The organism is Serratia sp. KG1D, from assembly GCF_037150675.1.
In the GTDB taxonomy this organism is placed as follows: Bacteria; Pseudomonadota; Gammaproteobacteria; order Enterobacterales; family Enterobacteriaceae; genus Serratia; species Serratia nematodiphila.
Genome location: NZ_JBAGIH010000001.1, coordinates 607,728 through 621,492 on the forward strand (window position 1 = coordinate 607,728; position 13,765 = coordinate 621,492).

The 13,765-nt window shown below is 61.0% G+C and carries 11 protein-coding genes; 8 read left to right on the forward strand and 3 right to left on the reverse strand.

What is annotated here, in order from left to right; genetic code table 11:
• Positions 1-40 precede the first annotated feature (40 nt).
• Genes WFM45_RS03025 through WFM45_RS03040 form a run of 4 tightly spaced genes read left to right on the forward strand, consistent with a single transcriptional unit; the run spans position 41 to position 5,053 of the window.
• Complete coding sequence (locus WFM45_RS03025) at positions 41-1,465, forward strand: MFS transporter (RefSeq protein ID WP_033640935.1); 1,425 nt, start codon at positions 41-43, stop codon at positions 1,463-1,465.
• Between the two features lie 57 nt (positions 1,466-1,522).
• Positions 1,523-2,152 (forward strand): FMN-binding negative transcriptional regulator, encoded by a 630-nt coding sequence (locus WFM45_RS03030; RefSeq protein ID WP_166729723.1) that lies wholly within the window; start codon positions 1,523-1,525, stop codon positions 2,150-2,152.
• A gap of 38 nt (positions 2,153-2,190) precedes the next feature.
• Positions 2,191-3,150, forward strand: a complete 960-nt coding sequence (ybiB, locus tag WFM45_RS03035; RefSeq protein WP_048322521.1) for a DNA-binding protein YbiB — start codon at positions 2,191-2,193, stop codon at positions 3,148-3,150.
• Positions 3,151-3,196: 46 nt separating this feature from the next.
• A complete protein-coding gene (locus WFM45_RS03040; RefSeq protein WP_336954515.1) occupies positions 3,197-5,053 on the forward strand; it encodes a M3 family metallopeptidase in 1,857 nt (618 codons plus the stop codon).
• Positions 5,054-5,116: 63 nt separating this feature from the next.
• Here WFM45_RS03040 and WFM45_RS03045 read toward each other — a convergent pair whose 3' ends face one another.
• The 3 genes from WFM45_RS03045 to WFM45_RS03055 all read right to left on the reverse strand — a co-directional run bounded on the left by WFM45_RS03045 (position 5,117) and on the right by WFM45_RS03055 (position 7,098).
• Entirely contained in the window at positions 5,117-5,752 is a 636-nt protein-coding gene (locus WFM45_RS03045; protein WP_004939270.1) for a carbonic anhydrase, read from the reverse strand.
• 287 nt (positions 5,753-6,039) lie between these two features.
• The gene (gene bhsA, locus WFM45_RS03050; RefSeq protein WP_004939265.1) at positions 6,040-6,300 is read right to left on the reverse strand and encodes a multiple stress resistance protein BhsA; all 261 of its coding nucleotides are present in this window, start codon (positions 6,298-6,300) and stop codon (positions 6,040-6,042) included.
• A gap of 168 nt (positions 6,301-6,468) precedes the next feature.
• Positions 6,469-7,098, reverse strand: a complete 630-nt coding sequence (locus WFM45_RS03055; RefSeq protein ID WP_250602361.1) for a flavin reductase family protein — start codon at positions 7,096-7,098, stop codon at positions 6,469-6,471.
• A 118-nt stretch (positions 7,099-7,216) separates the two neighbouring features.
• Here WFM45_RS03055 and rlmF point away from each other — a divergent pair, with 118 nt between their 5' ends.
• The 4 genes from rlmF to WFM45_RS03075 all read left to right on the forward strand — a co-directional run bounded on the left by rlmF (position 7,217) and on the right by WFM45_RS03075 (position 13,764).
• Entirely contained in the window at positions 7,217-8,182 is a 966-nt protein-coding gene (rlmF, locus tag WFM45_RS03060; RefSeq protein WP_166444974.1) for a 23S rRNA (adenine(1618)-N(6))-methyltransferase RlmF, read from the forward strand.
• A 210-nt stretch (positions 8,183-8,392) separates the two neighbouring features.
• On the forward strand, positions 8,393-11,395 hold the full coding sequence (locus WFM45_RS03065) for a DUF4214 domain-containing protein (protein WP_336954520.1): 3,003 nt from the start codon (positions 8,393-8,395) through the stop codon (positions 11,393-11,395).
• A gap of 308 nt (positions 11,396-11,703) precedes the next feature.
• Positions 11,704-13,008, forward strand: a complete 1,305-nt coding sequence (locus tag WFM45_RS03070; protein ID WP_060558977.1) for a methyl-accepting chemotaxis protein — start codon at positions 11,704-11,706, stop codon at positions 13,006-13,008.
• Positions 13,009-13,194: 186 nt separating this feature from the next.
• Positions 13,195-13,764, forward strand: a complete 570-nt coding sequence (locus tag WFM45_RS03075) for a TetR/AcrR family transcriptional regulator (RefSeq protein ID WP_004939249.1) — start codon at positions 13,195-13,197, stop codon at positions 13,762-13,764.
• The last annotated feature ends 1 nt before the right edge of the window (position 13,765 follow it).

A 13,765-nucleotide genomic window follows, 5' to 3' on the forward strand; every position in this document is an offset into this window, starting at 1 on the left:
GCTATTCCATACTGCGACCATCATAATCTCTGGAGGTGGTATGGAACATTCATTATCTGTTGAACGGCGGGGATTGCCCGGCCTGCCGGTGCTGCTGTTGGGCGGCTTCGTCACGGTGTTCGATCTGTTTGTGGTCAACGTGGCGGCGCCGGTGATCCAGCAACAGTTCGCCGCCGATTTCGCCGGTATCGGTTTGATCGTCGCCGGTTATGAACTGGCGTTTGGGGTGCTGTTGATCGCCGGTGGGCGTCTGGGCGATCGCTTCGGGCGTCGGCGTCTGTTCAGCCTCGGCATGCTGGGATTCACGCTGAGTTCCCTGTTGTGCGGACTGGCGGGATCGCTCAGCCTGCTGATCGCCGCGCGTATCCTGCAGGGGGCGGCGGCGGCGCTGTTGTTCCCGCAAATTTACGCCTTGATGCGGGTGCTGTACGCGCCGCAACAGCGGCGGCGTGCTTTCGCCTGGCTGGGCATGACACTGGGGTTGGCGGCAATCTTCGGCCAGATCCTCGGCGGATTTATCATCGAGGCCAACCTGTTCGGCAGCGGCTGGCGCATGATCTTTTTGATCAATTTGCCTATCGGCGCGCTGGCGCTGTGGGCGGCGCGGCGCATTCCCGAATCGCGAGTGGCGCAGGCGCAGCGGCTGGACGGCGTCGGCCTGTGGCTGGCGGCGGCCGGCCTGTCGCTGTTGCTGCTGCCGTTGCTGGAAGGCCCGGCGCGCGGTTGGCCGTGGTGGATCGCGCCGATGTTGGCATTGGCGTTGCTGACGCTGTGGGGCTTCCTGCGTTGGGAGCGCCGCCTGGCGCAGCGCGGTGATGATGCGGTGCTCGATCCGGCGCTGTTCCGCCAGGCGGGCTTCGCGCCGGGCATGGCGGTGGTGCTGGCGATTTATGCCACCGCCTCCTCGTTTTTCTTGTGCTTCGCGCTGCTGCTGCAGGCGGGGGCGGGGCTGACGCCTTTTCAGGCGGGCAGCCTGTTCGCCCCGGCCAGCGCGGCCTTTATGCTGGCCTCGATGCTGGCGCCCCGGCTGACGTTGCGTTGGGGCAACGGCGTGCTGAGCGCGGGCGTGGCGATTTACGCCGCCGGGTTGGCGCTATTGATGGCGCAGGCGCTGTGGGGCGGGGCGCTGGCGCATCCGCTGCGGCTGCTGCCGGGGTTGGTGGTGTTGGGATTCGGCCAGGCGTTGAGCATGACGCCGCTGCTGAATCTGGTGCTCGGTTTGGCGCCGGAGCGGCAGGCGGGCATGGCGGCGGGTCTGGTGGCCACCGTGCAGCAGGTGGGGGGCGCGCTGGGCATCGTGGTCAGCGGCGTCGGTTTTGTGCCGCTGTTGGCGAGCGGCGGCGCGGCGGAACGCTATGCGCAGGCCTTTGCCGGCGCGATGCTCTGTAATTTGGTGGCGATGGGCGTCGCCCTGATCTTGTTAAACCGGATCACTCGAAATACTCAGAAAGCGGATCTTAAGTAGGCCGCCGGCGGGTGCTTTACTGTCGACATCATGAGAGAGCGATAAGGAGCCACACTGATGTTTCAACCCGCCGCATTTCGCGAAGACGATCTGGATGCCCAACTGGCGTTGGTGCGCGCCCACCCGCTGGGGCTGTTGGTCAGCCACGGCGAGCAGGGATTGACGGCCGATCCGCTGCCGTTTCTGGCCGATGTCGAACAGGGGCAGATCCGGCTGCGGGCGCACCTGTCGCGCGCCAACGAGCACTGGCGACGGTTGCAACAGGCGGCGGAATGTCTGGTGATTTTTCAGGGCCAGGGGGGCTATGTGTCGCCCGGCTGGTACCCGAGCAAGCGCCAGACCGGCAAGGTGGTGCCGACCTGGAATTACAGCGTGGTGCAACTGCATGGCGTGCCGACGGTGACGGACGACCCGGCCTGGCTGCGCCGCCAACTGATCGATCTCACTGCGCAGCAGGAAGGGCGGCGTCCTGAACCCTGGCGGATCGAGGATGCGCCGGCCAACTACATCGCCGCACAGCTTAAAGGCATCGTCGGTATCGAGATCGCCGTCACCCGGCGCGAAGGCAAATGGAAGATGAGCCAAAACCGCAGCGCCGAGGATGCCGATGGGGTGATCGCCGGGCTGCGCGAGGGCGATGAAGCGCAGCAGCGACTGGCGGCGGAGGTTGAGCGGCGGCGCGGATAGGGTATGCTAACCGAAGAGTGGGCTGAGGGAACCTTCGGATGGATTACACCAAAATTATCAAAGAAATAGGCCGCGGCAAAAACCATGCGCGCGATCTGGATCGACAGACCGCCTTTGAGCTGTATCAGGCGATGCTGGCCGGGGAGGTCCCCGAGCTGGAGTTGGGCGGCATTCTGATCGCGCTGCGTATCAAGGGCGAAGCCGAAGAAGAGATGCTGGGTTTTTACCAGGCGATGCAACAGCAGGTCTTGCCGTTGCAGGCGCCGCAGGGGAGGCCATTACCGGTGGTGCTGCCGAGCTACAACGGCGCGCGCAAGCAGGCCAACCTGACGCCGCTGCTGGCGCTGCTGCTGGCGAAAGTGGGCCTGCCGGTGGTGGTGCACGGCGTGCTGGACGACAGCACCCGCGTGACCAGCGCCGAGATTTTCCGCGCGCTTGGGCTGCCGTGGTCGGAACAGGCCGCTCACGCCCAACAGCGTCTCGATAACGGCGAGGCGGTATTCATGCCGGTTTCCACGCTGTCGGCGCCGCTGGCGCGGCAGCTCGGGTTGCGTTGGCGCATGGGAGTGCGCAACAGCGCCCATACGTTGGCCAAGCTGGCGACGCCGTTCGGCGAACAGGATGCGTTGCGCCTCGCCAGCGTTTCACACCCGGAGTATGTCGGCCGGGTGGCGTCGTTTTTCCGCCAGATCGGCGCCCGCGGGCTGTTGATGCACGGCACGGAAGGCGAAGCTTACGCCAACCCGCTGCGCTGCCCGCAAATTCATCATATCGTCGGCGGCGAACAGCGCATCTTGCTGGAACGGACCTTGCAGGATGAAACGCCGGCGTTGCCGGCGGCGAAAGACGCGGCAACCACCGCGCGCTGGACCGAGCGCTGCCTGGCGGGCGAGGTGGCGATCCCGCAGGCCATCCAGCGGCAGGTCGCCTGTTGCCTGGTGGCCGCCGGCGAGAGCGAGACGCTGGAGCAGGGGCTGAAACGCCTGCATCAGGCCTAAGCGCGACTATACTGGGATATTTCCTCATCGGCTGAGAAGGACGGTTATGCAACAGGCTCTCGATTACTTCAATCAATTGAACCAGGATTACCTCGACGTACACCGCGCCAAAGAAGAGCTGTTCTGGCAAAACTACATGGGCACCGGCGGTGAAGACGTCTCGGCGCGCTTTTCCGCCGCGGAAAGCGCCTATAAGCGCTTTATCGCCGAACCGCGCCGGCTGGCGGAGATCCGCACTCTGCTGGCCGGATTGGAAGCGTTGCCGCAGGAGGCGCAGCGCGATGCGCTGATCCACGGCCTGCAAGGTTGGCTGCGCTTTTTCGACTGCAACGCCATTGAAGACCCGCAGGCGCAGGCGCTGTTGGATCAGATCATCCACGCCGAATCCGATCTCTACTCGCGCCGCAAGGGCTATCAGGTCACCCATCTGAACGCCGACGGCCAGCGCGTGGCGGCTTCGCTCGGCGAGCTGTTGACCAATCAGGCGACCAACCCGAACGAAGACTATCGCCGCAGCTCGCAGCAGGCGCTGCGCGATCTGGAGCAATGGCTGCTGCATAACGGCCTGCCGGAGCTGATCGGCCTGCGCAACCGCTTTGCGCGCCAGATGGGCTATCGCAACTATTTCGACTACAAGGTGAACAAAACCGAGCGCATGACGCCGGAGCAGCTGTTCGCCATTCTGGATCGTTTCGAGCGGGAAACCCGCGAGGCCAACGCGCGCAGCCTGCAGCAGCTGGCGGCCGAGAAGGGCAGCCAGGCGCTGGAGCCATGGAACGTCCGCTTCGCCAGCGCCGGCGACGTCACCCGCCAACTGGATCCTTACTTCCCGTTTTCCCGTTCGTTGGAACGCTGGGTCGACAGCTTCAAACGCCTGCACATCGGTTTTGGCGGCGCGGAGATGAATCTCGATCTGCTGGTGCGCAAAGGCAAGTATGAGAACGGCTTCATGCACGGCCCGGTGCCGCCGTTTGTACGCCAGGGGGAATGGGTGCCCGCGCGCATCAACTTCACCAGCCTGGCGCAGCCGGGGCAGGTGGGCAGCGGCGCTTACGGGCTCAACACCCTGTTCCACGAGGGCGGCCATGCGGCGCACTTCGCCAACATTCGCCAGAATGCGCCGTGCTTCTCGCAGGAGTTCCCGCCGACTTCGATGGCCTATGCCGAAACCCAGTCGATGTTCTGCGACAGCCTGCTGGACGACGCCGATTGGCTGAAACGCTATGCGAAAAACGCCGCCGGCGAAGCGGTGCCCGATGCGCAGATCGAAGCCGGCATCGCGGCGCGCCAGCCGATGCGCGCGTTCAACGAACGCCATATCCTGCTGGTGCCGTACTTCGAGTGGGCGCTGTATCAGTGGGATGACGAGCAGCGCACGCCGGAAGCCATCACCGCGCTGGCGCGTGAGGTTGAGCAGAAGATCCTCGGCATCAGCGGCAGCCCGCGCCCGACGTTGGCGATCCCGCACCTGCTGTCGCTGGAGTCCGCCTGTTCCTATCAGGGTTATTTGCTGGCGATGATGGCGGTGGAGCAAACCCGTCACTTCTTCCTGCAGCGCGACGGTTATCTGACGGACAACCCGGCCATTGGCCCGGATCTGGCGCAACACTACTGGTTGCCGGGCAACAGCGTCAGCCACGACGACACGCTGCGCAGCCTGACCGGCGAAGGGTTTAATCCGGACTATCTGGCGCAGGCCTGCAACCAGACGGTGGCGCAGGCGTGGCATGAGGCGCAGCAGACGATGGCCGCCGCCGCTGCACGCCCGCAGCCGCCGGCGGATTTCGATTTGCAGGCGCATATTCGGGTGGTGGATGGCGAGACGGTATTGGCAGACAACGCCGACGGTGACGAACGGATGTGCCGCGACTTCGCTGCGGCGATAGAGGCGCGTTTGGTTTAAGGCTGACAGTAAAATCCACGCGGAAGCGTGGATTTTATTTAATGGTTAAAACCAGGCGTGATTTTATTCGAAATACACGTCGGGATTATCGGCCAAAGACACGAAGCTCTTGGTGTTTCTATCCAGCGTGCGAATTTCGCCGCTTTCGATATCGTACACCCAGCCGTGCAGGCGCAGCCCGCTGTTGCGCAGACCCACCGCCACAGAAGGATGGGTTTTGATATTATTTAGCTGAGCAATAACGTTCTCTTCCACCATAGCGTTAACTTTGTCTGTTTCGCTATTCCAGGTTTTCTTCTCGACCACTGCTTTGGCCGCATCCGCATAGTGCAGCCAGTGAGCTACCGCAGGCATGGGGTCGAGACACTGGCAGGACGCGATAGCCTTCATGGCGCCACAGTTTGAGTGGCCACAAATCACGATATCAGTAACACCCAATGCCACCACCGCGTACTCGATGGTGGCAGAAACCCCGCCCGGCTCCGGGCCAAAGGAAGGAACGATGTTGCCGGCGTTGCGGATAACGAACAGTTGCCCAGGTTCTTGCTGCGTCACCAGCTCGGGCACCAGACGGCTGTCAGAACAGGAGATGAAAAGCGCTTTAGGATTTTGGCTGGAGGCAAGGCTGCGAAACAGTTCCTTACGCTGTGGGAAAATCTCTTTCTGGAAACTGAGGAAACCTTCAATGATATGTTGCATACAACGCTCTCTGCATCTGTAGTCTGCGTAACATGATAATCATCCTCTCCTGTTAGTCCAGCCATGGGCAGGTAAAAAAATGTGTGTGCAAGCCCCCCGCAATCCCCATTGAATACAGGGTTTCTGCCTGTTTGCGACAGAATTTTCCGGTTCGTTTACTCGTGGGGGGATGATAATGCGGGGCGGCAAGAAATTCGCTGTTGTGCCCATTCAGCGCTGACGTACGCGAACATAAAAAAGCCCGCCGGGGTGATATCCGGCGGGCTTTTTGACGTCTGGGGCGGCGATTATTTGTAGATAACCGCGGTGGCGTGCATCAGGTTATTGCCGCTGGTGGAGGTGATGGTGAAAGCCTTGGCGCCTGCGGCATCGGCTTTGGCGGCCAACTGAGACTTCAGGCTGCTCAGGTCGGTTGCGCCGCTGGCGACGATCACGCCGGCTTTTTCGAATTGGGCGGCATCCTGGGCGCTGACGTGTTCAGCGGCGAAAGTGGTGAAAGAAGCGGTGGCCAGGGCGATAGCGGCAGCAAAAGTTTTGATGGTTTTCATGTGGGTCATTCCTGTCAAAGTGAATTAGGGAGAAAGGGGTTTGCCTTTCGATGGGAGGATTATTGCGCAGTGACAGGCAGGATGAAATCGGAGAGTGTTGACAGTTTTATTCAGATTTTTTGATGATTAATTCCCCCGTTCATCTTCTGCATAAACAGGGGGAGACGATCAGCGCGTCGGGCGCGCCAGATCGAAACGGTGCTGTTCGGAAATGCCATAGTAGGCGGTTGGGCCGCCGGCGCGCAGGATAGGTTCGGCAGCGGCGGTCTGGTAGACGCCGTGTTCGTCCAGCAGCGCCGGATCGAGGTGCACCGCCACCACTTCGCCCAATATCAGCCAGGTCTCCACCTGTTCGCCGGCGGCGGTTCGCAGCTGAATGCACTGGGTCAGGCGGCATTCGAAGTTCACCGGGCTTTCGGCCACGCGCTCGGCTTTGACCCGGCGTCCGGGCAGCGGCGTGACGCCGGCGAAGGCGAATTCATCTTCGCCGCGCGGCAGGTTGATGGCACTGTGGTTCATCGCTTCCGCCAGCGGGCGTGTCGCCAGGTTCCAAACGAACTCGCCGGTTTCCACGATATTCGCCACGCTGTCTTTCCAGCCGGTGCTGGCGAAACCGATGATCGGCGGGCGATAGTTGAAGCAGTTAAAAAAGCTGTAGGGCGCCAGATTACGCAAGCCGGCGGCGCTGCGGGAAGAGATCCAGCCGATGGGGCGCGGGCCGACGATGGCGTTCAGCGGATCGTGCGGCAGGCCGTGGCCGGCGGCGGGTTCATAATAATAACGAGATTCACGGTTCATGGGGGATCCTGCGGCAATCGATGAAGCTTTCATTGTGCCGGGTTTCCCGCCGCTGCGCCATTGCGGGCCGGATGTGTTATCTTACGCGCCGGAAATCCCTTCAAGAGAGCCCGTCACGGTGGAAAAAAAGAAAACCTTCCCGCAGCAGAAAAGCGGCCTGCATCCGCGCAACCGTCATCGTTCGCGCTACGACTTCCCGGCGCTGATCGCCAGCTGCCCGGCGCTGGCGCCGTTCGTAAAACCGAACGCCTGGGGCGATGTCTCGGTGGACTTCGCCGATCCGGCGGCGGTGAAAATGCTCAACCGTGCGTTGCTGCAACACTTTTACGGCATCGAACACTGGGATATTCCGGCTGATTATCTGTGCCCGCCGATCCCTGGTCGCGCCGACTATCTGCATCACCTGGCGGATCTGCTGGCGACCAGCAACGGCGGCGAGATCCCGCGCGGCAAGGGCGTGGCGATCCTCGACGTCGGCGTCGGCGCCAACTGCATTTACCCGATCGTCGGCCTGCGCGAATACGGTTGGCGTTTCACCGGCTCCGAAATCGATCCGGTGTCGCTCAACTCGGCCAAGATGATCGTCGAGATGAACCCGACGCTGCGCAACAGCGTGCGCCTGCGGCTGCAAAAACAGCCTGAGCTGATTTTTAGCGGCATTATCGGCGCGGCCGAGAAATTCGACGCCACCCTGTGCAACCCGCCGTTCCACGCGTCCGAGCAGGAAGCGCGCGCCAGCACCCGCCGCAAGCTGCATAAACTGGGCAAAGGGGAAGTGGCCGACAAGCCGGTGCAAAACTTCGGCGGCAAGAACAACGAGCTGTGGTGCGAAGGCGGTGAAGAAGCCTTTGTGCGCAAGATGGTGGCAGAGAGCGTCGGCAAGGCCAACAACTGCCTGTGGTTCACCTCGCTCATCTCGAAAAACACCACGTTGCCTGCCATCTACCATGCGCTGAAAGTGGCGGGGGCGGCCGAGGTGCGCACCATCGAGATGGCGCAAGGGCAAAAGATCAGCCGCTTCGTCGCCTGGACCTTCCACGACGCCGAGCAACAGGCCGCCTGGGCAGCCGAACGCTGGCGCTAGGTCTTCAGGTGCTTCGGTATGGGAGCAAAGTCCCATACCGAGGATCGGTTTTCCCCGTTTTATTGACTTATCGCATCAGCATTTCTTAACTGTAGTCATACCTATAAAAACCCCTCCAGGCAGTGTGCAATGTCTCTCTTCGCGATGTAGGAGACAGGCCGCGGCGCAGCCATGCCGCGAACTTAGTCCATTACACTGACGGGATTTATTATGATTCCTTTAGCTACGCAACAAGAGGTCGGCGCCTTAATCATCGGCATTTTCGGGCGTTTGCCGACGGCGGCGGAAATCGATTACTACGACAGCGCATTTGATATCGGCAGCCAGCCGCCCGCCTATATGGCCAGCATTTTAATGAGCCAACCCGATGCCGGTTGGATGAGCGGCCAAAGCGAATACGACATTCTCAGCCAGGTTTATTTCTCCGTTTACAATACCGCTCCCGATCCGGATTACATCAATGCCTTACTGCAACAGGGGCATTTCAACAGCGCTGTCGCCAGCGTTGTTATCGACCTCTTTAACTATCTGGGGGACGATCCGGTGATGCTGGCGCAGCGTGATGCGCTCGATCAGCGCATTGCTGAAGGTTTGTATCCCGGCACGGCCGCCGATGCCGCCGGCGGAAGCGGCGACGCGCAGGCGATGTTTTATCTGCTGCGAGCACCCTGGCAGACCGATGAAATTGCGCATGACGGCAAGCTGCTCAATCAGGGGGGCAATCTGGCTGCGTTGGCGCAGAGCAAGATTGCCACCCTGCCGCTTAACGATCTTTCCGATCATGACTTCATTTTGCATCTGTTCGCTCAGGGATTCGAACGGCCGCCGACGGCGCCTGAACTGGCCGCTTACCAGCAACGGCTGGCGGAAGGCGCGACGCGCGGCGATCTGCTGGTGGATATGATCGCGCAGTTGCGCGGGGTGGTGGCGCCGGAAGATGCGGCGGCTCAACAGCATTTCAATGCGGCGGGCCAGGAATATTCGCCGGGCGAACTGCCGGCGACCGAGTATCTGGAGCAGATAGCGGCGCTGTTCCGTGCATTGCCCGAGCGGGCGGTGGACAGCGTCTCGCTGGACAATTGGAGCAAGACGCTGGCCTCCGGCACCTTGAGCTATGCCGAATTGGTCACGGCCCTTCTGGCGACGCCGGAATTTCAGGCGCAGATCGGTGGTTTACAGGGGGACGACTTTATTCAGCACGTCTATCAGGCGGTGCATGGCCGGGCGGCGAATGAACAGCAGTTGGACCACTACCGGGCGTTGGGCGGCGACAAGGCCCTGGTCACGCAGGCGGTGATCGCCGATCTGATCAATGCGCCGCCGACAGGTGATGTTCAGTATGAACAGTGGATGTTCGCGCGCGATGTCGGCGCCAGCCTGGCGTATAAAACGATCGCGTCTCTCGCCACCAGCGAGGGTGGCGGCAACGCGTCGGGTACGGTGAATACGCATGCTCATCATACGCTGAGCAATGCGGAAACCGCCGTGCTGTTCAGGGTGTTCCTGGATGCTGACGCGGACGTCACGGTTGACCTGAGCTATGCCTCGCAGCTTTCTTACCTGATCGTCAATGGCGACGCTGCGGCGGATATCCGGCTGCATAATAACCCTGCGGCTCGGTATGGGGTGGAGATGACGGTAAACAATGCCAATGTGACAGTGCATGGCACCCATGGCGACGATCGGGTGCAGCTCACTTCGCAGGCCGACCTCGCCGCCGCCCAAGGGCACTTTTATCTGAACAACGGCAATGACAGCCTGCTGTGGGGAGGCAATGCCGATGGCGGCGCCAATCATGTGGGGTGGATATTCAGCGCCGATGGCGGTGACGGGCACGATATTTTGTCCGCCAACCTGATCGTCAAAATGACCTCGACGCTCGATCTTTTTGGCGTGCGCATCAGTACGGTGAGCAGCAATGCCGCCAATTTCAGTCATTTCGAACAGATAGATATGGCGGGTTACATCGGCCAGGCGGAAGCTACGCTGACGCAAATCGGTTGGAACGGTTACAGCACGAAAGCGCTGGCGACGAGCGCTCATGTGTTTGACTACGGGGTGCTGAGCGGCAACGCCACCGTAGAGGGAACGGACGGAGGGACGGTCGTGCAGAGCCGGGCGGCGCAGGCGCTTGGCCGTGAGGGATTGTTGCTGTCCGGGCGGGCGGATAACGTCAAGGTGATCAACGCCAATGCCGATGCGGCGCGCCTTGAAATCAGCGGCATCGGTGATCATGCGGACAGCCGGCTGGAGATAGCCTTCCTTGAGAATGCCACCGATCGTTTCGACCTGTTGTTCTCCGGGCGCGGTAATGCCGGCTCATTGGCGCTTGACTCGCATGGCGATGAAAATCCATTGACATTGGTTGCCATTAACACCGGCGGCTGGGGAAATGGCGCCTTGACGCTGACGGGGCAAAATGATCAGGTGCAAGACATTACGTTGTCCGGCGGCGCGAATTTCAACCTGACGCTAACGGAGGGGTACACTCAGGTCCGCCAGGTTGACGCTTCGGCCTTTGCCGGTAATGGGTTCACCCTGACGTCCTCTCATGGCGGCAGCGGTGACGGCACGATCATTCAAATGTTGGGCTTGCTGCCGTTAAGTGGTGGCGCGCAGGCCAAATTGGCGCCGCTGCTGGAAGATCTTGGGCTACAGGGCGAACAGCTGTTGGTCAAAGGCGGAGGAGGCAGCGATCAATTTAACGTGCAGGGAGACACGACGATCGTCGCCGGCGCAGGGAAAAGCCACGTTACGCTGCAGAGCAGCACGGCGGCGTCAGGCGTGACGTTAAAAGACTTTTCGCTGACGCAGGGCAGCATCGACGATGTGCTTTCAGGTCTGCGGATCGCTCAGGGGGCCGGCGGCGGGAAGCTGGCGGATTATGGCGTCAGCGATGCGCAAGGCGTGGAGGCGAGAATCGGCGCCCTGACGGCCGAACAGGGCAGCAGCGCCAGCCAGCTGTTGGCCGCGTTGCTCGATCTCGGTCAGCCTGGAGCATTGAGCGCCAAGGTCGGGGTCAGCAGCGTTCTCGGCGAGCAAAACAGCAGCTACCTCATTGTCGATAACAATGATGACCACCGTCTGGATGCCGCGGACAGCGTCATCCTGCTCTTGGGGCAGGACCATCAAAGTTTGCTCAATGAACTGCGCTATGTGCCGGAAATCATGCTCAACGGCACGGTGGTTGAGCCGGAGCCGCTGGTCGCGTAAGAGGCGATGTGTTAGCTCAACGGCGCCGGTTATCCTGCCGGCGCCGACAAAAATCCGCATTTTACCTTTCAATTTTCATCACTTACGTTATTCTCATTACGCATTTAATAATAAAAATCTTAGGTTATTGGTTTATTTAAATTCGAATAATTACTTTACTGAATAAATAAATTTAATCCGGTTAAGAGCAATAACCAGAAGGTTCGGCGCTGCCCGTACCTTCCGCGATGGCACGTCTGCGTGTGGGCGCGGCATGTGGCCAGACAAAATAAGAAAAGCGCCATCATCTGCCACAAGGACTACACCTTATGCTGTTACGATTCAGTCAGTTAACTACCCACAAAGGCGCCGAGCTGGGCGCGATAGAACACGCCGTTCCCATGATCGTATTCTCGCCCGACGGCACGGTCTTGCGCGCCAACGATCTCTTCCTCAACACGCTGGGATTTCAACGCGATGACGTGATTGGCCGGCATCACCGTATTTTCTGCGATCCGAACTATGTCGCCAGCCCGTTGTACCGCAAGCATTGGGAGACGCTGAATAAGGGGCAACCCATCACGGACACCCTAAAACGCATCGCGAAAAACGGCGAGACGGTATGGCTGCAGGGCACCTACGCGCCGGTGCTGAATAAACAGGGTAAGGTGGTGGAAATCGTCAAGATCGCCAGCGAAGTGACCGAGCGAGTGACCCAGGCGCAGGAACACCGCAGCCTGCTGGCGGCGCTGAATCGATCGATGGCGATGATTGCTTTCACGCCGCAGGGCACCATTGTCAGCGCCAACGACAATATGCTGGCGCTGATGGGCTATCGGCTGGATGAGGCGTGCGGGCAGTCGCATGCGGTGCTGTGCCCGCCGGCGTTCGCCGCTTCCGACGACTATCGGCGGCACTGGCAGCGCCTGGCGCGCGGCGAGTTCATCACCGGGCGTTTTGAACGCATCAACCGGCGCGGCGAACGGGTATGGCTGGAGGCCAGTTACAACCCGATCCTCGACAATGATGGCCAGGTGGTGAAAGTGGTGAAAATTGCCCAGGACATCACCCGGTTGATGCAACAGCAGCAGCACGAAGAAGAGATGGTGCGCAACGCGCATCATCTGTCGCTGGATACCGACCGGCAGGCGGCGCAGGGCGCGGTCATCGTGCAGCAGGCGGTGAAAGGCATGCAGCAGGTCGAAGCGGCGGCGCGCGAAACCTCGGACGTGGTCACCGAGCTCGGCAAGTGTTCGCAGCAGATCGGCACCATCGTCGAAGCCATTCGTAAAATCGCCTCCCAAACCAACCTGCTGGCGATTAACGCCTCCATCGAAGCTGCCCACGCCGGTGAGCACGGGCGCGGTTTTGCGGTGGTGGCCAACGAGGTGCGCACGCTGGCGGAACAGTCGCGCAAGGCGGCGACCGAGATCGAACGCATGACCAAGTCTATCCAGCAAGGCGTGGCGGCGGCGATCGCCGGCATGGCGACCTGTGTGGAACAGGCCGGCGGCGGTGTGGCATTGACCCATGACGCCGGAGAAGTGATTAACCAGGTCAATATCGGCATGCATGACGTCGTGAAGCTGATGCAGGCCTTTACCTCGGTGAAGCAGGGCGATGCGCTGCACTGAGTCTGCCGGACGCCGCCCCTGAAAACGGGGCGGCGTTTGCCTCCCCCCAGCGATTCCTGCGCCGTTGAGCCGCGGTTCAATTTTACCGGTCTATGCTAGACTTGATATGAACGAACGTTCGTTCATTAATTAATTAATATCAATTTATGGCGCCAGGCGCCCCCTTCACCGTTTCGGGAACTGACGATGGGAAACCGAGAAAAGATTGTCGAGGCCGCGCTGCACAGCTTTACCCATCAGGGATTTCACCAGACCAGCATGCGGGATATCGCGCAGGCGGCGGGCGTCAGCGTCGGCAACCTCTATAACCATTTTTCCGGCAAGGAGGCGCTGATCGGCGAGATCGCGCTGCTGGAAAACGGCGTATTCGCCGAGTTCGCCGCCGGATTATTGGCCGACAGAAAGCGGCCGAAACAGGCGCTGTCGATTTTTTTCACCGCCTATCATGCCTTTGTCGCCGAACCGGCCAATGTTCAGCTGTCGGCGGAGATCGTGGCGGAGGTGGCGCGCAACCCGGCGTTGGCCGAGCCGTTCAGCGCCAACCAGCGGCAGCTGATTGAGGCGCTGGCGACGGTGATCGCCGAGGCTCAGCAAACCGGTGAAATCGCGGCGGCGATAGCGCCGTTACCGCTCGCGCAGCTGGTGCTGGACGTGATCGAAAGCCAGGCCTGGCGGCAGGCGATCTTTGCGTCGCCTGCGCCGGAGGAGACCACGCCGGTGCGGCTGTTGGAACAACTGCTCTACCGGCATCCCTAGT

Bases quoted from the DNA above. Each gene is read 5' to 3' on its own strand.
- WFM45_RS03040 (WP_336954515.1), top strand. From the start codon at position 3,197: ATGCAACAGGCTCTCGATTACTTCAATCAATTGAACCAGGATTACCTC.
- WFM45_RS03025 (WP_033640935.1), top strand. From the start codon at position 41: ATGGAACATTCATTATCTGTTGAACGGCGGGGATTGCCCGGCCTGCCG.
- WFM45_RS03030 (WP_166729723.1), top strand. From the start codon at position 1,523: ATGTTTCAACCCGCCGCATTTCGCGAAGACGATCTGGATGCCCAACTG.
- WFM45_RS03070 (WP_060558977.1), top strand. From the start codon at position 11,704: ATGCTGTTACGATTCAGTCAGTTAACTACCCACAAAGGCGCCGAGCTG.
- WFM45_RS03055 (WP_250602361.1), bottom strand. From the start codon at position 7,098: ATGAACCGTGAATCTCGTTATTATTATGAACCCGCCGCCGGCCACGGC.
- bhsA (WP_004939265.1), bottom strand. From the start codon at position 6,300: ATGAAAACCATCAAAACTTTTGCTGCCGCTATCGCCCTGGCCACCGCT.
- ybiB (WP_048322521.1), top strand. From the start codon at position 2,191: ATGGATTACACCAAAATTATCAAAGAAATAGGCCGCGGCAAAAACCAT.
- WFM45_RS03075 (WP_004939249.1), top strand. From the start codon at position 13,195: ATGGGAAACCGAGAAAAGATTGTCGAGGCCGCGCTGCACAGCTTTACC.
- WFM45_RS03045 (WP_004939270.1), bottom strand. From the start codon at position 5,752: ATGCAACATATCATTGAAGGTTTCCTCAGTTTCCAGAAAGAGATTTTC.
- WFM45_RS03065 (WP_336954520.1), top strand. From the start codon at position 8,393: ATGATTCCTTTAGCTACGCAACAAGAGGTCGGCGCCTTAATCATCGGC.